Source organism: Paenibacillus sp. 01T47, assembly GCF_056398245.1.
Genome location: NZ_JBFTPA010000008.1, coordinates 153844 through 172222 on the forward strand (window position 1 = coordinate 153844; position 18379 = coordinate 172222).

Consider the following 18379-nt stretch of genomic DNA (forward strand, 5'->3'; position numbering starts at 1 on the left):
CCACCAACACCAGGCTTTGGAGCAGGTCCAAAGCAACAAAGGCGGGTGAAACCAAATGGCAAAAGGTATGCGCGATATTAAACGCGAAATCAAGAGTAAACAAAATACGAAGCAGATTACGAAAGCAATGGAGATGGTTGCCGCTTCCCGCCTAAGAAAGGCACAAGAAGCAGCGCAAGCATCACGCCCATATGCTGAGAAGCTGAAGGAAGTTGTAGCAAGCATCGCAGCTGGCACTAAAGATGTGAAGCATCCGATGCTAGAGAAGCGTCCAGTGAAAAAAACGGGTTATCTCGTTATTACATCGGACCGTGGACTAGCGGGCGGCTACAATGCGAATATTCTTCGTAAAGTAACGCAAACGATTCGAGAGAATCATAAGTCGACGGATGAATATGTATTGTTCGTTATCGGACGGAAAGGTCGCGACTATTTCCGCCGCCGCAATATGACAATCGTCGAGGAAGTTATCGGCTTGCCGGATGCTCCTACATTCGCAGACATTAAATCGGTTGCTTATTCAGCCGTTAATATGTTCTCAGAAGGCGCTTATGATGAGTTGTACTTGTACTATAACGAATTCGTTAATGCGATTACTCAAGTGCCGACAGACGTACGTTTACTGCCTCTTGCAGAAGTAGGCGGGAACACGGCTGTCACATCGTATGAATACGAGCCATCACCGGAGGGCGTGCTTGAAGTGCTGCTGCCTAAATATGCGGAAACGCTCATTTACAGCGCAGTTCTAGACGGAAAAGCAAGTGAGTTCGGGGCACGTATGACTGCCATGGGAAGCGCCACGAAAAACGCGACGAAAATCATCAACCAATTGACGCTCACTTACAATAGGGCGCGTCAAGCAGCGATTACACAAGAAATTTCCGAGATCGTTGCTGGGGCAAATGCTCAATCTTAATATATACACTGCAAGGGCCAGGCGCTTGCGATAAGCTGACCGGCGTGCAGTTACAAGAAGGAACCAGGAGGGAAAACCATGAAAAAAGGACATGTTGTATCCGTCATGGGTCCGGTCGTAGACTTAGAGTTCGAACGCGGCAATTTGCCGGAAATTTTGAACGCTGTCAAAATCGAGCAAAAGGGCGAAGCAGGCGGCATTGATATTAACTTGACGCTTGAAGTAGCCGTTCACCTCGGTGACAATAAGGTACGTGCCGTAGCTATGAGTACGACAGACGGTCTTGTACGCGGTATGATTGCCGTAGATACAGGCGCACCTATTACTATTCCGGTTGGTGCTTCTACGCTTGGTCGCGTATTTAACGTGCTAGGCCAACCGATTGACGAAGCTGGCGATGCTTCATCGGTAGTTAACCTTCCGATTCACCGCGCAGCACCTGCTTTCGACGAATTGTCCACGCAAGCGGAAATTCTTGAAACAGGAATTAAAGTAATCGATCTTCTCGCTCCATACGCAAAAGGCGGTAAAATCGGCCTCTTCGGCGGCGCGGGCGTAGGTAAAACGGTTACGATTCAAGAGCTTATCAACAACATCGCACAAGAGCACGGCGGTATCTCCGTATTCGCGGGTGTTGGTGAGCGTACTCGTGAAGGTAATGACCTTTACCACGAGATGAAAGATTCCGGCGTACTAAGCAAAACAGCGATGGTATTCGGACAAATGAATGAGCCGCCAGGCGCACGTCAACGCGTTGCTTTGACTGGTCTGACAATGGCTGAGTATTTCCGTGACGAAGAAGGAAAAGACGTACTATTGTTCGTCGATAACATCTTCCGTTTCACACAAGCAGGCTCCGAGGTTTCGGCCCTTCTAGGCCGTATGCCTTCCGCGGTAGGTTACCAGCCAACATTGGCAACTGAAATGGGTCAATTGCAAGAGCGTATTACGTCTACGAAAAAAGGTTCGGTTACTTCGATCCAAGCGATCTATGTACCTGCCGATGACTATACGGATCCAGCTCCAGCAACGACATTTGCCCACTTGGATGCTACAACGAACTTGGAGCGTAAAATTTCCGAGATGGGTATCTTCCCAGCGGTTGATCCACTCGCGTCATCTTCACGTATCCTAAGCCCATCTGTTTTGGGTGCAGAACACTATAACGTAGCTCAAGGCGTTAAGAAAATTCTTCAGCGCTACAAAGAGCTTCAAGATATTATCGCAATCCTTGGTATGGATGAGCTAAGTGAAGAAGATAAATTGACCGTGTCTCGCGCACGTAAAATTCAACTATTCCTTTCTCAACCGTTCCACGTTGCTGAGCCGTTCACAGGAACTAAAGGTAAATATGTACCTGTAAAAGAATCGGTTCGCAGCTTTAAAGAAATTCTCGAGGGCAAACATGACGACCTTCCGGAAGAAGCTTTCCGATATGTTGGTGTGATTGAAGAAGCCGTGGAGAAAGCCAAAACGCTTTAATAGCGAAAGGCGGGAGGAATCCACATGAGTTCTTTTTTAGTAGAGATTGTAACACCTGAGCGTAAAGTATACGTAGAGACTGCTAATATGGTTAGTGTAACAGGCGTTGAAGGTGAGCTTGGCATATTGCCAAATCACATTCCACTTGTCACACCGCTTCGTATTGCACCTGTCGTTATCAAACGCGGTAATCAAGTAGATGTAGTAGCAGTTAATGGAGGCTTCATCGAAGTACGCAAGGATAAGATCGTTATCCTTGCTGAGAGCGCTGAGCTTGCAACTGATATTAACGTTGAACGTGCAGAAGCCGCTAAACAGCGTGCTCAGCAGCGTCTTGCTGCGAAGCAAGACCAAGTTGATTTCCGCCGTGCAGAGCTTGCTTTGCAGCGTGCGATGAATCGTCTGCATATTAAACACAAATAAGCAACAACCACCAAAGCACTGTCAGCGCCTTTAAGGCGTTGGCGGTGCTTTTTTTATAGGAGTGAGAGGTTGAGTGTGAAGGCAGCAGCTCATATGTAACATCTCATAATGAAAGTGAATTTGAATGGTAGTTTTCAATGTCAGGTTGATTCGAATATTCGTGTTTCACCCCCTATTCGGTGTTATGTATTCTGAAATATGCGTATTTTCGACAAAAAAACTAATTATTTGTATATAATTCTCCCTAATATATGTTAATATAGTTAACATCATAGACGATGAAAATAGCGGGGGGAGAATCATATGTTTGACTGGCTAGGTATGAAAGTAGGGTTTCCGCTCTGGGTTTCATGGCAATTGAATAAAGATATGAAAACAGATGTCGAGCAAAGCTTTGAGGGGATTGCGGAGACACGTAAGGAATTGCTAACTGCATGGGCAATGGAGTATTGGAATTACATCGATCAATTGGGTGGCCAACTGACGGAACTCCTCGCTCAAAATAAAGATTTTACTACTTCTACTGAACAGTCGCAAATAGAACGATTATTTGAAAGAACATATGCTCGAGCGATCGATATAACCGAGCTGTTTTTACTCGATGTGAAGCAAACCGTTATCAGCTCCACACACAGTCCGCATATTGGGACAATCTATCAAGAAGATAGCAGCTTGCAGCTTGGACTGAGCTACACTAGGCAGTTGAGCAGCCCTCGTCGATGCTTATTTGGGCCTTATAGTGACTCTCTCACCTTAAAGCTAGGAGCGCGTTCTTCCTCTTTTCATGACAAAATGACTCTATTATTTATGCTTCCAATTACGGTAAATGGCAGCTTTGCAGGGACGTTATGCGCGCGTGTGCCGAATGATGTACTAGGAGATTTAATTCAGCGTGAATCGGGCCACGTCTATCCAGATTCGGGTGATAATTATATCTTTATGGCGAAGGCAGGCCTGAATACTCATATAGCGCCAGGGACGGCTTTATCTCGAAGCAGGTTCGAGGATCGAACTTTCACACATGGCGAAAATCTCAAGGATGGCGTAACAACCGATTGGGGCAAAGTTTCGATCAAGGAGCATACAGAGCTTGAAATTGTCTTTAATGATCCGGCAACTGGGCAGCTTCATCCTGGGGTTGCGAATACCATTGCAAACGACAGCAATCTATTCGTTGAATATCCAGGTTATTCAGATTATAGGCATATATCGGTTATTGGTAAGGGAGTGACCTTTCAGCTGCCGCATTGTCCGGACAAATGGGGGATGATGTGCGAGGGAGATTTGGAGGAAGTATACCGCATTCGCAGTATAGGATGGAGACAACGCAAGCTGCAGCTTATATCGATTGCGAGTGTTAGTATTTTGTCGGCATTGCTTATGTTATTTATTGCCGTTCATGCTCCGATCTGGGTGACTGCAACAGCGGCAGGTTTATTCAATCTTGTATTTGGGTTATTATTCAGTTTTGCCTTTCAAAATAAGGAGTCGAAGCGTGTCGTATCGCACCTGCGCCAAATTAATCGTTTTATTCGCATAAATGCAGAAGGAAAGGGCGATCTGACACAGCGCTTGCAGCTTAGTCGTTTTGATAATGATGAATCGAAAGAATTAGCAAAATGGATTAACAATATGATAGATTCCTTGGAAGGCATTATGCTGCAAGTTAAACTTGCCTCCTCTGATGTTCTATCCAGTCAGTTTGTTCTGAACGAATCAGCGGCTGTTACTTCAGCTTCAACGGAACGAGTTAGCGGAAAAGTATCCGATATGATTGGAAGCATCAGATTGCAATTGAAGGATATTGATATGGCGAAGGATGCTGCAGGTGATATGCAGGCAACGCTGAAACAGATCGAAGAGCAGGCAGCTGGGCAGATTGAGGTAGCCAAAGCCGAGGTGGATCGCATCGGGGACAAGATGCTTCACATTTCTGCCAAGGTAGGAGAAACCAACGGTACAATCCATAAATTTATGGATACGGTACAAGAAATACAAGGGGTCTTACATGTTATTGAAGAAATATCTGCACAAACGAATTTATTAGCGCTTAATGCATCGATCGAAGCGGCGAGGGTTGGCGAGCAAGGCAGAGGTTTTGCGGTTGTGGCGTCGGAAATTCGCAAGCTTGCCGATATGACCAAAAAATCGACCGAGGAAGTGCATGAAATTACTCGACACATTTATGATGAAGCGAAACAAGCGTACGTCTCTATGGATGAAGGTACTCGAGTGGTTGAGGAGGGCAATCAACTTGTAGCAGCCGCTGCCAGTACGCTTGCTTCCGCACATGCCGAGGATCATCGCAAGACGCAGGTAGTTGATGAGGTCGTGCAGCTAATGGAGAAAATCGCGCTGGTAAGCAGAGAAAATCGAAAGATTTCTTCCGATGTAGAGAGTAAAGTGCAAGAGCTCATTGGCGAAATGACGAATGTGAGACAAACGTCTCAGAGTGTGGAGTCTATAACGACGCTGCTTCAACAGCTTGTTGGACAGTTTAAGCTGACTGAGTCACGAAAAAGATAAGTGAACGAGATAGGGTTGCAGAAGTCCGTATAAAACGGAGCTGCGGCTCTTTTTTTATGCTTGTACTCTTTAATCATCTAAGTCTCAATACATAATTTTGCCATGGAAGAGTTATCCTAAGCATCAATCCGATTGTGCAACAGAAAGGAGATGGGTAAATGTTCCGAACCTATAAGCAGGGCAATGGCAGCGCTGGCAAAAACGCTGATAAGCGTATAACCAAAGCAGAGATGCATGAAAAGGAGCAGCTTCAGCCTTTTGCGGAGAAGTCCCTTTTCACTTCTCTGGAGCAAAATATGGAGACCATGAAGCGTGAGCTGGGTGAGAGTCAGGATATTATTTATCGTGAACTGACGTTAACGGATAGAGGCCACACGAAGGCGCTAATTGTTTATGTACAAGGGATGATTGACGATGAACGTCTTGACCATTTTGTCATTCAACCGATGCATGGAGGCAAATACCCGGAGGAGGCTAATTTAGAGCCTGCTGAGCTGCTTACATTTATGAAAAACAATTTGCTCTCAACTGGTATTATTAATGATTTATGCGATTGGAAGCTATTGTTTCAAAAATTGTTTATGGGCTATTGCGTCATCATGATAGAGGGTGCAACTCAGGCAATAGGAACCAATGTAGTAGGGGGAGCAAGAAGAAGTGTAGAAGAACCGAAAACCGAGATGGCCATACGTGGTCCTAGAGAAGGGTTTACGGAGTCGATTAGAACAAATACATCGCTGATTCGCAGGAAGATACGAAGCCCGAAGCTGTGGATGGAGCAATGGACGATCGGAGAAATTTCACAAACTCCCGTATGCATCATGTATGTCAAAGATTTGGCGGATGAGAATGTGCTTACGGATTTAAGAGAACGTCTGGAAGAAATACAAATTGACGGCATACTTGAATCCGGTTATATCGAGGAATTAATTACGGATCAGAAGTGGTCGCCGTTTCCTACCATCATGAGTGTAGAGCGGCCGGATGCTGTAGCAGGCAATTTGCTTGAAGGCCGAATAGCGATTTTTGTTGATGGGACGCCATTTGTTCTGATCGTACCCACGATTTTAAATATGTTTTTTCAGGCTTCAGAAGATTATTATCAGCGGTTTGATATCGCAACGTTTCTGCGGCTGCTTCGTTTTGTATCCTTTTTAATTGCGCTGCTTATGCCGTCGATTTATGTCGCAATCGTTGGATATCATCAGGAAATGATACCGACTCAGCTGCTGCTAAAGCTTGCGGCACAGCGGGAGGGCGTGCCTTTTCCCGCCTATTTGGAAGCTTTTATTATGGAATTTGTATTTGAAATATTACGGGAAGCCGTTGTACGAATGCCTAGTGCTGCGGGTAACACAATATCGATCGTTGGAGGTCTTGTTATCGGACAGTCGGTCGTAGAGGCAGGAATCGTCTCGCCAGCCGTCGTTATCGTCGTTTCCTTCACAGCGATTGCCAGCTTCGTATCTCCTAACTATAGTCTTGGAATTGCAGCTAGGCTGCTGCGCTTTCTGCTGCTTCTAGCAGCGTCGACACTCGGATTTTATGGAATTGGATTAGTTGTGCTGCTGCTTCTGCTGCATTTGAGCAATTTAAGATCGTTTGGCATGCCCTATATCAAACCATTCGCCCCGATGTATTTAAAGGATATGAAGGATACGCTGGTTAGGGCGCCACTTTGGATGATGCGGGAACGGCCAGAGAAGCTTGCTTCGAGTAATAGAGTTAGACAAGACATTGAAACGGAGCATAGGAAGGAGCCGCAGCAATGAGCGATGGCAGCGTCAATGCAAGGAAACGGATATTTTCATTCAGGAAAATAGGACGGAAGCTCATTCTTGTATGGACAGTATGTATGCTGGCGCTATTAAACGGCTGTTGGGATTTACGTTATTTGGACAAGCTTGGCGTCGTATACGCCATAGGAGTTGACGATGACCCAACAGGAAAAAACAAGCTACAGTTGACGGTACAGGTCGTATTGCCCCAAAACGTTGCAGCGGAAACCAAAGGGGCCATTGGCGGCACTGCAGTGACGACGTTTACGGAAAAAGGGGATACATTGTTTGAGGCGATTCGAAAAATGTCGACTAAAACATCTAGACGGCTTTTTTTCTCCCACACACAAATGCTGATCGTCAGTGAAAGTATGGCTAGAAAAGGCATCTATCCCTTAGTTGATTTAATTGAGAGAAATCCAGATATACGCACTGATATTTCAGTGCTTATTACACGAGGCATGAGAGCGGAGAATTTGCTTCGATTAACGACGCAAACAGAATCTATTCCTGTTAATCAGCTTCGGGAAATAGTTGAAGTCAATCAGTCTGCGTATGCGTCGAGTTATGTCGTATTAGTCAAAGATTTAACGAGACTATTGGGAAGAGGGAAGCAGCAAGCTGTATTGCCTTCTATTCTGATAGAGGGAAATGAGGAGGTGGGACATTCAAATGACAATTTAAACAGCATTCCTGCAAAAGCGATTCCAGTGCTGTCGACTATGGCTGTTTTTCGCGATGGCAAGCTTGTTGGTTATTTGAAGTCCAAGGATTCAAGAGGTCTATCTTGGCTTCAAAATAAAGTGGAGAGCACTGTCGTAAAGCTTGGATGCCCGGAGTCAGAAGGGGAACTCATTGTTGAGGTGCAGGATACGGCGACCGTGTATAAGGTTAAACAAGATCCGAATGGTCATCCAATTATACAGGTCCATATTAGTGTAGTGGGTGGAATTCAAGAAATCATGTGCCACGGCGTCAACATCACGGAGGAAAGTGTACTGATCAAGGTCGGCAAAATGACAGATAAAGCGATTGAGGAAGAGGTAGCGGGCACGATCAATAGCGTACAGAAGAAATTCCACACGGATGTATTAGGGTGGGGAAAAGAGGTTTATTTTCAAGAACCTAATATTTGGAGGAAAATCGAAGCGGACTGGGAAGATATTTTCCCTCAAGTGAAAAGCGAAGTCATCTGTACAACTCAAATAACAGGCTCAGGTGTACGGGGCGAATCTATATCGAAGTGAGTGATTAGCATGATGGCTCTCATTGTCCTCCTCTTATCTTCCGTTATGGTTGGAACGGCAATATGGAGAAGGAATAGCAAAAATAATCGTCAGCGTGAAGGTGGCTGGGCTTTGGTCATTTTAATCATAGGGGTTGGAATTATGGCAGCAAAGCATATGCATCTACCGATACCCAATCCGGCAGATTGGATTACAGCTATATTCTCACCTGTATATAAACCTATATTAAAGTGGATTGAAAAGGGGGCATAACATAGTTGAGCAAATTTGCGGGAATTAACAATGCCGAGATTACATCGGGGCAATGCGCCAAAATATTGTTTTTATTTGCACTAGGAAGTGCAGCGCTCATATTGCCAACAATGGTGACGTCGATTGCCAAGCAGGATGGATGGATTTCAATGGTGCTCGCAGGACCGTTTAATTATTTCATACTGCTCATTTATCTAGCGCTTGCTGATCGTTTTCCTAAGTTGACTTTGGCGCAATACTCAGAAAAACTGCTGGGGGTTTGGCTCGGTAAGGTAGTAACTTTACTGTATATTTTTTATTTTTTGTTGTTAAGCGCATTGGTACTGCGCAATATATCCGATTTTTTGAATTTATCCGTATTGCCAGAGACACCAGAGTGGTTCATTAACCTCACCTTTATGATTGTTGTTGTATATGGCGTTCTCTTAGGCATTGAGACGATTTCGAGAACGGGTGAGATTTTATTTGGATGGGCGGCCTTAGTTATTGGTATTGTTCTCCTTGCTTTGTTCAATCAATTTAATTTTCAAAACTTTGAGCCTTTCTTGTACGACGGCTGGATAAGGCCGATTAAGGGGATCTATCCGATTCTCGGGTTCCCTATTGCGGAATTCGTGTTTATAACGACGATTTTCCCGCTTGTGCGTCAGGAGGATCGTAAAAAATTAAGAAAAAAACTGAAGCTCTCTGTTTTTGCCATTGCCTTTGTAAGTACGCTGATTACGATTTTTCTGGTTGCTGTTATGGGTGTGCAAGAAGCGAGCAGAAGTCCGTTTGCGGTCTATGATATGGCTAAAAATATTAATATCGAAGAGATATTGGTGCGTGTTGAAATATTAGTTGCGATGGTTTGGATTGGGACGGTCTTTATGAAGCTTGCGCTTTGCGTTTATGTACTGACGGTCTTAACGGCTCAAATGCTTAAGCTTTCTACCTATCGTCCATTGGTCATTCCTTATGCTTTTGTCATTGTGCCTATCTCGCTCATGGTATATCGAAATGCGGCTCATGCGCATGAATTTGGCATAGGAGTATGGACGGTTTACAGCTTGCTGCATGGTTGTGTTGTACCATTATTGCTGCTCGTGGTTGCTGTTATTAGGGGGAAAAAAGATACGAGCGACGGTCGGTTTCAAGATGAGCAGAAGTCCAGCAGCCGCAGGCAAAAAGGGAATGAAGCAGCAGAAGGGAATTCCGATATAACGAACAAGGAACCTGCCTTGGGCACAACTCCATCATAGACGGCAGTGGAAGCATTTGTTATAATTGTGAGGAAAATTGACCAAGCGGCTACCTACTCAAATTTACGGAGGCGATCGTGTGGAACACTACTCCAATAATTATGTCGTCGTGGCTATTTTTATCGTGCTTGGCATTATGCTTCCCGTCGTTGCATTAACTGTAGGAAGACTGCTAAGGCCGAATAAGCCAAGTGAGCTCAAACAAACCACCTATGAAAGCGGAAATGAGCCGGTAGGTGAGGGACAGGTCCGTTTTAACATCCGCTATTACTTGTTTGCACTAATGTTTGTCATCTTTGATGTAGAAACCGTTTTCTTATATCCTTGGGCCGTCGCATATAATAAGCTCGGCTTATTTGTGCTAGTCGAAATGTTGATTTTTGCGGGAATGCTGCTTATTGGTCTTCTATATGCCTGGAAAAAGAAGGTGCTGAAATGGAATTCAGTTTAGAATCAATTTCGTTAGAGGAACGCAAAGAGCTGGAACGCAACGTATTTATGGGCACCTTGGAGCAATTGAAGGCTTGGGCAAGAAGCAACTCGTTATGGCCGCTCACATTCGGCCTTGCTTGCTGTGCGATTGAAATGATGGGAACGGGCGCATCGCATTATGATCTGGATCGTTTTGGAGTGATGTTCCGAACCTCGCCGCGACAGTCTGATGTGATGATTGTGGCCGGTACAGTGACGAAGAAGATGGGTCCCCTTTTACGCAGGCTTTATGATCAAATGCCAGAGCCGAAGTGGGTTATCGCAATGGGATCCTGCGCAACGGCTGGCGGACCTTATATTAAGTCCTATTCAGTCATCAAAGGCGTTGATCAGATCGTGCCTGTTGATGTGTATATTCCGGGCTGTCCGCCTAATCCGGCCGCGCTGATCTATGGCATCAATAAACTGCAGGAGAAAATTCGCTATGAAGCGAAGACTGGGAAGCGGGTGACCAGTCGATGAGTGAAGAGGATAAACCGGTCGCAGACACGCCTCCCGTAGACCCGGAGAAGGAAGCCAAGCTGAAGGCAGCTGCGGAAGCACGCGCAGCGAGAGCGGCAGCAAAAGCAAAGGCCGAAGCAGAAGCGAGTGAAGCAGAGCCGGAGCAGCCGAAAGTGCCTTCGCCAAGGCAGCCTGAGCTTGATGCCATAGTCGCGCTTCTGAAGCAGGAAGTCGCAGAGGCATCGGTTGAGGATGCCTATGTAAATGAACTGAATGGCGATATGCCGATGATTATCTTACGCAATGAACACTGGCGTGAAGCTGCAAAGATGCTTAAGGAGCACGAGCAGCTTCAATTTAATTATTTGCGTAATGTGTCAGGTGTCGATTACGAGACCCACATAGAAGTGGTATATCATATGATCTCGCTTGGAACCAAAAGAGAGGTCGGAATTAAGATAAAGACGGAGCGGGAAGCGTCAGCCGTCTATTCGGCAACACCAGTCTGGGCAACAGCGAATTGGAACGAACGTGAAATTTACGATTTACTGGGAGTTGATTTTCCTGGACACCCCGATATGCGGCGGATCATGATGCCTGATGACTGGGTGGGCCATCCGCTGCGCAAAGATTATGAGTCGATAGATTCGGAGGTGTAGGCAGCCCTTGATTCGTACAGAAGAACTGCTACTAAATGTAGGTCCTCAGCATCCAAGCACGCATGGCGTATTCCGGATTATCGTTAAGCTCGATGGTGAAGTCATAACCGAAGCGACACCTGTCATGGGTTATTTGCACCGAGGCACCGAGAAGATCGCGGAAAACTTAAATTTCACGCAAATCATCCCCTACACCGATCGAATGGATTACGTCTCTGCAATGACTAATAATTATGTTCTCGTACATGCAGTGGAAACGATGATGGGGCTTGAAGTACCGCAGCGGGCGGAGTATCTCAGGCTTCTCGTTATGGAACTGCAGCGTATAGCTAGCCATCTAGTATGGTGGGGAACTTATCTACTTGATATTGGGGCAATGAGTCCGTTTCTTTACGCATTCCGTGACCGGGAAATCATTATCGATTTATTTAATGAGCTGTGCGGCGCAAGATTAACTTACAATTACATGCGAGTTGGCGGAGTGAAGTGGGATGCGCCTCCGGGCTGGCTGGACAAAGTGCGCGACTTTATTCCTTATATGGAGAATAAGCTGCAAGAGTATGATAAGCTCGTCAGCGGCAACGAAATTTTCCTTGCCCGCATTAAAGGGATAGGAAAATATGATGCGGCAACAGCGATTGATTATGGCTTATCTGGAGCCAACTTGCGTTGTACAGGTGTAGACTTTGATATTCGCAAGGCGGAGCCCTACAGCTTGTACAGCCAATTTGAATTTGATGTGCCGCTTGGAAAAGTGGGAGATTGTTATGATCGCTATCGGATTCGGCTGGAAGAAATCCGCCAAAGCTTGCGTATTTTGAAGCAGGCGCTGGAGCAATTTCCTTCTGGCGGGGAGACAATGGGGAAGGTTCCGCGCGCAATAAGGCCCCCTGCTGGCGAGGTGTATGTGCGGATCGAATCGCCGCGCGGCGAAATTGGCTGCCATATCGTATCCAAAGGCAAAGCAGAACCCTATAGGCTCAAATTCAGAAGACCGTCATTCGTTAATTTGCAAATACTGCCGAAGCTGCTTGTAGGCGAAACGATGACAAACCTCATTACGATACTAGGCGGCATTGATATTGTCGTCGGGGAGGTCGATTGCTAATGCAGTCATGGCTTAACCAATCGCTAACTTGGGGAAATGCACTTGTGCTGTTCCTTTGGGCTGTCGTATTTCTATTCATTGTGCTTGGTTTCGTCACGTACGCCATTTATTTCGAGCGTAAAGTAATCGGGTGGATGCAGCTTCGCATCGGTCCCAATCGCGTAGGGCCCTTTGGCTTGCTGCAGACGGTAGCGGATATTTTTAAGCTGCTCATTAAAGAGGACACGATTCCGCGCAAGGCAGATCGGGCATTGTTCATTCTTGCGCCTGCCCTAGCATACATACCGGCATTCTCCGTACTCGCTGTACTTCCCTATACACAAAACTTATATTTCGCAGATCTGAATGTTGGTTTGCTCTATTATGTAGCCCTGTCAGGCATCTCGACGCTTGCCATCGTGCTTGGCGGCTGGGCTTCCAATAATAAGTATGCGCTCCTTGGGGGTATGCGCTCGGCGGCACAAATGATAAGCTATGAGGTACCGCTTGTTATTTCGGTAGTAGGCGTTATTTTACTTAGTGGAAGCTTGAATCTGCGTGATATTGTAGCGGCGCAGGATGGCGGCTGGTTTTGGAATTGGAACTTTATTCCTCAAATTATCGGTTTCATTGTCTTTATTATTGCAGCTGTATCCGAGCTCAATCGTACGCCCTTCGATTTGCCGGAGGCGGAATCTGAGCTTGTTGCAGGTTATCACGTTGAATATAGCGGCTTTCGGTTTGCATTTTTTATGCTCTCGGAATACGTATACGTTTATGCCATTGCTGCATTAACAACAGTATTGTTTCTGGGCGGCTGGCACGCACCGGCGCCATTTCTTGATTTTGTACCGGGCATTATATGGTTTTTGCTCAAGTTTGCGTTTATTGTGTTTTTCTTATTTTGGATTCGTGCTACACTGCCGCGCATACGAGTAGATCAGCTTATGGGTCTTGGCTGGAAGGTGCTGCTGCCGGTGTCGCTGCTTAATGTGTTTCTAACGGCTGTATATTTAGAGCTGTTTATCAAGAACTAGCAAAGGGGAGAAGGAAATGAAAGGAATGCTGCAAGGACTGGGTGTAACGCTCAAATCAATGACGGCTCCAAAAGTGACCACCTCCTATCCTGATGTGCCCTTTGTCATGCCGGATCGCTTCCGTGGTATTCAGCACTTTATCCCGGATTTATGTATCGTTTGCAACCAATGCGCACGCATTTGTCCAACCGACTGCATTACGCTGACCGGCAAACCGAACCCGGACCCTGATAAAAAGGGCAAGGTAATTGATACTTTTGATATTAATTTTGAAATATGCATCTTATGTGATCTGTGCACCGAGGTTTGTCCGACCGAAGCGATCGTTATGTCCAATCATTTCGAGCTGGCAACCTTCAGCCGCGATGATTTGTTCAAGGATGCAGAATGGCTGACAGACAATAATACACTTACTCGGCAGGACAATAACAATATCGGAGCGCCGGCCAAAGGGGGCGCAAAATAGTTGTTCAATATTGATTTTACAGGCGAATTTGTCGCTTTTTTTATCTTCTCAGCCATCATGATATGCGGCGCTGTCCTAATGATCAGCTTAGAGAAGGTCGTACATATGGTCATCTCTATGGCTGCTGTATTTCTAGGCTTAGCCGGAATGTTCGTGCTTCTGGAAGCTGAGTTTGTCGCATTTGTTCAGGTGCTTATCTATGCTGGAGCAGTCTCGATTCTGATGATATTCGGTATTATGATGACGAAACATCAGCCAGGAGAGCGTGAGCCGGTGAAGCCGCTCCATGAAACGCTTGCCGCTGTAGGCGCGCTCAGCTTGTTTGGCCTATTGTTTTATGCGATCCGTTCAACAACTTTTCCAGAGCCGCAGTCTTTTCAAGCTGGAGAGGACAATACGATGGCAATTGGCGAGCTCTTATACACAGGGTATGTGATACCGTTTGAGCTGCTCTCGGTGCTGCTGACGGTAGCATTTATTGGAGCAATCGTACTTGCCAAAAAGGAGGAGGAATAATTACATGCTTCCTTCCTATTTAACGATGGCGGCTATTCTGTTTTGCATTGGGCTATATGGCGCATTAGTGAAAAGAAATGCAGTCGTCGTACTGCTCTCGCTTGAGCTAATGCTGAATGCGGTCAACTTGAATCTTATTGCCTTCTCCAAATATGGTGTTGTTCCGTCATTGACGGGGCAAATTTTTTCATTATTTACAATTACAGTCGCAGCGGCAGAAGCAGCGATTGGGGTAGCTATATTAATAGCATTGTTCAGATTGCGCGGGACAGTTAATGTCGATGAGTTTGACAAAATGAGGAGGTAGCGCGGCGTATGAATATGTACTCACAGACGGCTTGGTTAATTCCGCTGTTTCCGCTGGCAGCATTCCTCGTTTTGACGGCGCTCGGTCGCAGCTATCGACGAGCGGGCGTTATAATCGGTTCGCTTGGATCATTTGGCGCCTTCGTTCTATCTTTGCTTATTATGATTGATCGACTTGGTACCAATGAAGTGGATTATAATTATTCCTTTGATTGGATTGCTATCGGAGATTATACGTTGAAGATTGGTTTCGAAGTGACCAACCTGACAGCGCTTATGCTGGTGGTCGTGACACTCGTCAGCTTTCTCGTGAATGTATACTCGGCCGGTTATATGAAAAATGATGAGCGAATAACCGTGTTTTTTGGTTATGTTGCCTTGTTCACATTCTCTATGCTGGGACTTGTATTATCCGATAATTTATTATCGCTTTATATTTTCTGGGAACTAGTTGGCGTATGCTCGTTCTTGCTCATTGGCTTCTGGTTTACACTGCCTAAAGCGCGAGCGGCGGCCAAGAAGGCATTTATTGTGACAAGAATCGGCGATGTTGGCTTGCTGATCGCTATTATGCTCCTTTTCTGGTATATGCCGGATCATGCCCTTGATTTCACTACGATTCAAAGCGTATTTGATGGGCAATCGGGTGCGATTACGAACGGGATTACGACGTTGATTGCTTTGCTTATTTTTGTAGGCGCGATCGGCAAATCAGGCCAGTTTCCGCTTCATGTGTGGCTTCCAGATGCAATGGAGGGCCCGACACCGATCAGTGCACTGATTCATGCTGCTACTATGGTTGCGGCAGGGGTATTCCTTATTGCACGAACGTATGATATTTTTCAGGATTCTGCAGCTGCTATGGAGACCATCGCATATGTAGGCGGTTTTACAGCTATATTCGCTGCGACGATTGCACTCGTACAAAAGGATATTAAACGGATATTAGCCTATTCTACGGTCAGCCAGTTGGGTTATATGATGATGGCGCTTGGTCTGGGTTCCTTAACAGGCGGCATCTTCCACCTGTTCACGCACGCTTTCTTCAAAGCGCTGCTCTTCCTTGGTGCTGGCAGCATCATTCATGCGGTACATACACAGAACATTCATGAGATGGGCGGACTTGCCTCGAAAATGAAAGTAACGACATGGACGTTCGCAATCGGCGCTTTAGCGCTCGCTGGCATTCCGCCATTATCCGGCTTTTGGTCGAAGGATTTAATTTTGACGGTTGCTTGGGAGACGAATCCATTATTATTTATTGTAGGTTTGGCAGCCGCTTTCTGTACGGCGCTTTATATGTCTCGATTGTTCTTCCTTGTATTTATGGGAAAACCAAACGAGGCCTCTTCTCATGCGAAAGAATCACCAGTTTCGATGACGCTGCCGATGATCGTGCTGGCTGCTCTCGCCATTATTGTTGGGTTTATTGAGACGCCATGGAACGGCGCATTTGGCTCATGGATCACCGATGGGGGAGAGTCGCCTCATAAAAGCGGCATCGCCATTGTTGCATCCATTGCGGTTGGCCTGCTAGGTATCTATATTGGCTGGCTCATCTATGGGAAAAACAGTGTGAACAAAGATGTACTGCAAGAAAAAATGCCTAAGCTAGTCAAGCTGCTGGAAAATAGTTATTACATCGATGAGCTTTATGCCGTTATCATAGTGAAGCCGCTGAAGCTGATTGGCTCTGCGCTTATGGCGTTTGATTCTTATGTCATAGGTGGAATCGTGAGGATGACAGGCACGGCTGTAACCTCGGCTGGGAGAGTGGCTGCCCGTCTGCAGAACGGTCAAGTACAAACCTACGGTTTGGCAGCTGTTATCGGGTTCGTCATTCTTGTGGCTGCTATCGTTGGAAGGAGGTTCCTGCCATGAGCATCCTGAGTGACATTCCGATATTATCACTTATATTACTGGCACCGCTGCTTGGTATCATCGTTCTGCTGCTGCTTCCGAAGCAGCGCAGCAGCTGGATGAAAACAACGGTTGTCATAACCACATTAGTTCCTTTGCTGCTCTCCTTGTGGCTTTATGCTGATTATAATAAACAGCAGGGCGGGGCGGCATATGACGAGCAATATAGCTGGGTGGAAGTGCCGTTAAATAAAGAGGTGCCATCGGGCGTATCTGAATTTAAGTTTACGTTTCAATATGAGCTCGGCATAGACGGCCTGTCGCTTCCGCTTCTGCTTCTCGCAACGCTCGTATCAGCAATGGCTGCACTTGCAGCAGTTCATATCAAGAAAAGATGGAAATCTTTTTTCATATGGTTTCTGCTGCTGGAGCTCGGAATGCTTGGCGTGTTTCTATCGCGTGATTTATTTTTGTTTTTTGTATTTTTCGAGATTACGCTTGTTGCGATGTATTTCTTAATCGGAATTTGGGGTTACTTCAATCGTGAGCGAGCAGCTAATCAGTTTTTAATCTATAACGGAATTGGTTCAGCCATTATGCTGATTGCGTTCGTTATACTCGTGAATACAGCGGGCTTCCGCGTGGATCAAATAGGCGAACAAGTTAGCTTTATTTACAGCGGCAGCTACACTGACATCTTCCGCAACATGGCGGACGCATCCGCTTGGGTTAACCTGACTAGTGAGCAGCTTGGTTCAATTAATCCATTCCAGTTGTCGGATACGATGCAATGGGTGCTGTTTATTATGCTGCTGGTTGCTTTCGGCATCAAGCTTCCGATATTTCCATTCCATACTTGGATGCTTAAGGTGCACACGGAAGCTCCGACCTCGATTGTCATGATTCACTCTGGGATATTACTGAAAATGGGCGCTTACGGATTACTGCGATTTGGGATTATGCTCTTCCCTGATCAAGCGCGACAATTTGCGACAGTGCTCGCTGTGCTTGGCGTCATAAATATATTGTATGGAGCGCTGCTAGCCTTCAGGCAGCGTGAGTTTAAACTAGTGCTTGCTTATTCCTCCATCAGCCATATGGGTATCGTATTGCTAGGGATAGCAGCAATAAATGAGATTGGCTTGCAGGGAGCTGTATACCAGCTCGTATCGCACGGACTCATATCTGCCTTGTTATTTCTGATCGTTGGCAGCATCAATGAACGAACGGGAACGACCGAGCTGCAAGAGCTGGGTGGGTTAGCGCGCTCTATGCCATTTATAAGCGGCGTACTGCTGACTGCGGGGCTCGCTTCACTCGGTTTGCCGGGCTTATCCGGTTTTATTGGGGAGTTTCTATCGCTGCTCGGCCTATTCGAGTCGCATCGCTGGTTGACTGCGGCTGCGGCGCTTGGCATTATTTTGACCGCTGTCTATATGCTTCGCGCTGTACTTAAGATTACATTTGGTCCACAGCGTGAGGCGTTTGGAGCATTTAAGGACGCAAGGCTAATTGAGGCGGCTCCCATGATTGTGCTGCTTGCATTCATTGTGCTTCTCGGCTGTTTTCCTTCCGTCCTTACGGATACTGTGCAGCATGGCATGGATCAGCTGTTCGGACAATTACTTGCATCAAGGGCGGGGGGATAAA

18 protein-coding genes are annotated in these 18379 nt (G+C 46.1%); all 18 read left to right on the forward strand.

Annotation, left to right across the window (positions count from 1 at the left end):
* Nucleotides 1-55 precede the first annotated feature (55 nt).
* Complete coding sequence (atpG, locus tag AC1DOV_RS18025; RefSeq protein ID WP_054025458.1) at nucleotides 56-916, forward strand: ATP synthase F1 subunit gamma; 861 nt, start codon at nucleotides 56-58, stop codon at nucleotides 914-916.
* Nucleotides 917-994: 78 nt separating this feature from the next.
* A complete protein-coding gene (gene atpD, locus AC1DOV_RS18030; RefSeq protein WP_076266252.1) occupies nucleotides 995-2398 on the forward strand; it encodes a F0F1 ATP synthase subunit beta in 1404 nt (467 codons plus the stop codon).
* Between the two features lie 24 nt (nucleotides 2399-2422).
* Entirely contained in the window at nucleotides 2423-2821 is a 399-nt protein-coding gene (locus AC1DOV_RS18035; protein WP_477550653.1) for a F0F1 ATP synthase subunit epsilon, read from the forward strand.
* Between the two features lie 303 nt (nucleotides 2822-3124).
* Nucleotides 3125-5347, forward strand: coding sequence for a methyl-accepting chemotaxis protein (locus AC1DOV_RS18040; protein WP_477550654.1), 2223 nt, complete (start codon nucleotides 3125-3127; stop codon nucleotides 5345-5347).
* Between the two features lie 158 nt (nucleotides 5348-5505).
* Nucleotides 5506-7119 (forward strand): spore germination protein, encoded by a 1614-nt coding sequence (locus AC1DOV_RS18045; protein WP_477550655.1) that lies wholly within the window; start codon nucleotides 5506-5508, stop codon nucleotides 7117-7119.
* Nucleotides 7116-8372 carry a Ger(x)C family spore germination protein gene (locus AC1DOV_RS18050; protein WP_441874690.1) on the forward strand — a complete coding sequence of 419 codons (1257 nt, stop codon included), beginning with the start codon at nucleotides 7116-7118 and terminating at the stop codon, nucleotides 8370-8372. The genes AC1DOV_RS18045 and AC1DOV_RS18050 overlap by 4 nt, the downstream gene beginning before the upstream one ends.
* A gap of 9 nt (nucleotides 8373-8381) precedes the next feature.
* Nucleotides 8382-8624, forward strand: a complete 243-nt coding sequence (locus tag AC1DOV_RS18055) for a hypothetical protein (RefSeq protein WP_441874691.1) — start codon at nucleotides 8382-8384, stop codon at nucleotides 8622-8624.
* Nucleotides 8625-8629: 5 nt separating this feature from the next.
* Nucleotides 8630-9865 carry a GerAB/ArcD/ProY family transporter gene (locus AC1DOV_RS18060; RefSeq protein WP_477550656.1) on the forward strand — a complete coding sequence of 412 codons (1236 nt, stop codon included), beginning with the start codon at nucleotides 8630-8632 and terminating at the stop codon, nucleotides 9863-9865.
* 136 nt (nucleotides 9866-10001) lie between these two features.
* On the forward strand, nucleotides 10002-10316 hold the full coding sequence (locus AC1DOV_RS18065; protein ID WP_256710814.1) for an NADH-quinone oxidoreductase subunit A: 315 nt from the start codon (nucleotides 10002-10004) through the stop codon (nucleotides 10314-10316).
* Entirely contained in the window at nucleotides 10301-10819 is a 519-nt protein-coding gene (locus tag AC1DOV_RS18070; protein WP_076266244.1) for a NuoB/complex I 20 kDa subunit family protein, read from the forward strand. The genes AC1DOV_RS18065 and AC1DOV_RS18070 overlap by 16 nt, the downstream gene beginning before the upstream one ends.
* The gene (locus AC1DOV_RS18075) at nucleotides 10816-11457 is read left to right on the forward strand and encodes an NADH-quinone oxidoreductase subunit C (protein ID WP_477550657.1); all 642 of its coding nucleotides are present in this window, start codon (nucleotides 10816-10818) and stop codon (nucleotides 11455-11457) included. Before AC1DOV_RS18070 ends, AC1DOV_RS18075 begins: the two co-directional genes overlap by 4 nt.
* A gap of 7 nt (nucleotides 11458-11464) precedes the next feature.
* Nucleotides 11465-12565, forward strand: a complete 1101-nt coding sequence (locus tag AC1DOV_RS18080; protein WP_076266242.1) for an NADH-quinone oxidoreductase subunit D — start codon at nucleotides 11465-11467, stop codon at nucleotides 12563-12565.
* Complete coding sequence (gene nuoH / locus AC1DOV_RS18085) at nucleotides 12565-13581, forward strand: NADH-quinone oxidoreductase subunit NuoH (protein WP_441874694.1); 1017 nt, start codon at nucleotides 12565-12567, stop codon at nucleotides 13579-13581. Before AC1DOV_RS18080 ends, nuoH begins: the two co-directional genes overlap by 1 nt.
* Before the next feature lie 16 nt (nucleotides 13582-13597).
* Entirely contained in the window at nucleotides 13598-14047 is a 450-nt protein-coding gene (gene nuoI, locus AC1DOV_RS18090; RefSeq protein ID WP_054025448.1) for an NADH-quinone oxidoreductase subunit NuoI, read from the forward strand.
* Nucleotides 14048-14563 carry an NADH-quinone oxidoreductase subunit J gene (locus AC1DOV_RS18095; RefSeq protein ID WP_076266240.1) on the forward strand — a complete coding sequence of 172 codons (516 nt, stop codon included), beginning with the start codon at nucleotides 14048-14050 and terminating at the stop codon, nucleotides 14561-14563. It begins immediately after the preceding gene.
* Nucleotides 14564-14567: 4 nt separating this feature from the next.
* Complete coding sequence (gene nuoK / locus AC1DOV_RS18100; RefSeq protein WP_339205398.1) at nucleotides 14568-14870, forward strand: NADH-quinone oxidoreductase subunit NuoK; 303 nt, start codon at nucleotides 14568-14570, stop codon at nucleotides 14868-14870.
* An 8-nt stretch (nucleotides 14871-14878) separates the two neighbouring features.
* Nucleotides 14879-16750 (forward strand): NADH-quinone oxidoreductase subunit L, encoded by a 1872-nt coding sequence (nuoL, locus tag AC1DOV_RS18105; RefSeq protein ID WP_477550658.1) that lies wholly within the window; start codon nucleotides 14879-14881, stop codon nucleotides 16748-16750.
* Nucleotides 16747-18378 (forward strand): complex I subunit 4 family protein, encoded by a 1632-nt coding sequence (locus AC1DOV_RS18110; RefSeq protein ID WP_477550659.1) that lies wholly within the window; start codon nucleotides 16747-16749, stop codon nucleotides 18376-18378. The genes nuoL and AC1DOV_RS18110 overlap by 4 nt, the downstream gene beginning before the upstream one ends.
* Nucleotide 18379: the final 1 nt, after the last annotated feature.

Bases quoted from the DNA above. Each gene is read 5' to 3' on its own strand.
- AC1DOV_RS18040 (WP_477550654.1), top strand. From the start codon at position 3,125: ATGTTTGACTGGCTAGGTATGAAAGTAGGGTTTCCGCTCTGGGTTTCA.
- AC1DOV_RS18045 (WP_477550655.1), top strand. From the start codon at position 5,506: ATGTTCCGAACCTATAAGCAGGGCAATGGCAGCGCTGGCAAAAACGCT.
- nuoK (WP_339205398.1), top strand. From the start codon at position 14,568: ATGCTTCCTTCCTATTTAACGATGGCGGCTATTCTGTTTTGCATTGGG.
- AC1DOV_RS18070 (WP_076266244.1), top strand. From the start codon at position 10,301: ATGGAATTCAGTTTAGAATCAATTTCGTTAGAGGAACGCAAAGAGCTG.
- nuoL (WP_477550658.1), top strand. From the start codon at position 14,879: ATGAATATGTACTCACAGACGGCTTGGTTAATTCCGCTGTTTCCGCTG.
- nuoI (WP_054025448.1), top strand. From the start codon at position 13,598: ATGAAAGGAATGCTGCAAGGACTGGGTGTAACGCTCAAATCAATGACG.
- AC1DOV_RS18050 (WP_441874690.1), top strand. From the start codon at position 7,116: ATGAGCGATGGCAGCGTCAATGCAAGGAAACGGATATTTTCATTCAGG.
- AC1DOV_RS18065 (WP_256710814.1), top strand. From the start codon at position 10,002: ATGCTTCCCGTCGTTGCATTAACTGTAGGAAGACTGCTAAGGCCGAAT.
- atpG (WP_054025458.1), top strand. From the start codon at position 56: ATGGCAAAAGGTATGCGCGATATTAAACGCGAAATCAAGAGTAAACAA.
- AC1DOV_RS18055 (WP_441874691.1), top strand. From the start codon at position 8,382: ATGATGGCTCTCATTGTCCTCCTCTTATCTTCCGTTATGGTTGGAACG.
- nuoH (WP_441874694.1), top strand. From the start codon at position 12,565: ATGCAGTCATGGCTTAACCAATCGCTAACTTGGGGAAATGCACTTGTG.
- AC1DOV_RS18110 (WP_477550659.1), top strand. From the start codon at position 16,747: ATGAGCATCCTGAGTGACATTCCGATATTATCACTTATATTACTGGCA.
- AC1DOV_RS18035 (WP_477550653.1), top strand. From the start codon at position 2,423: ATGAGTTCTTTTTTAGTAGAGATTGTAACACCTGAGCGTAAAGTATAC.
- atpD (WP_076266252.1), top strand. From the start codon at position 995: ATGAAAAAAGGACATGTTGTATCCGTCATGGGTCCGGTCGTAGACTTA.
- AC1DOV_RS18075 (WP_477550657.1), top strand. From the start codon at position 10,816: ATGAGTGAAGAGGATAAACCGGTCGCAGACACGCCTCCCGTAGACCCG.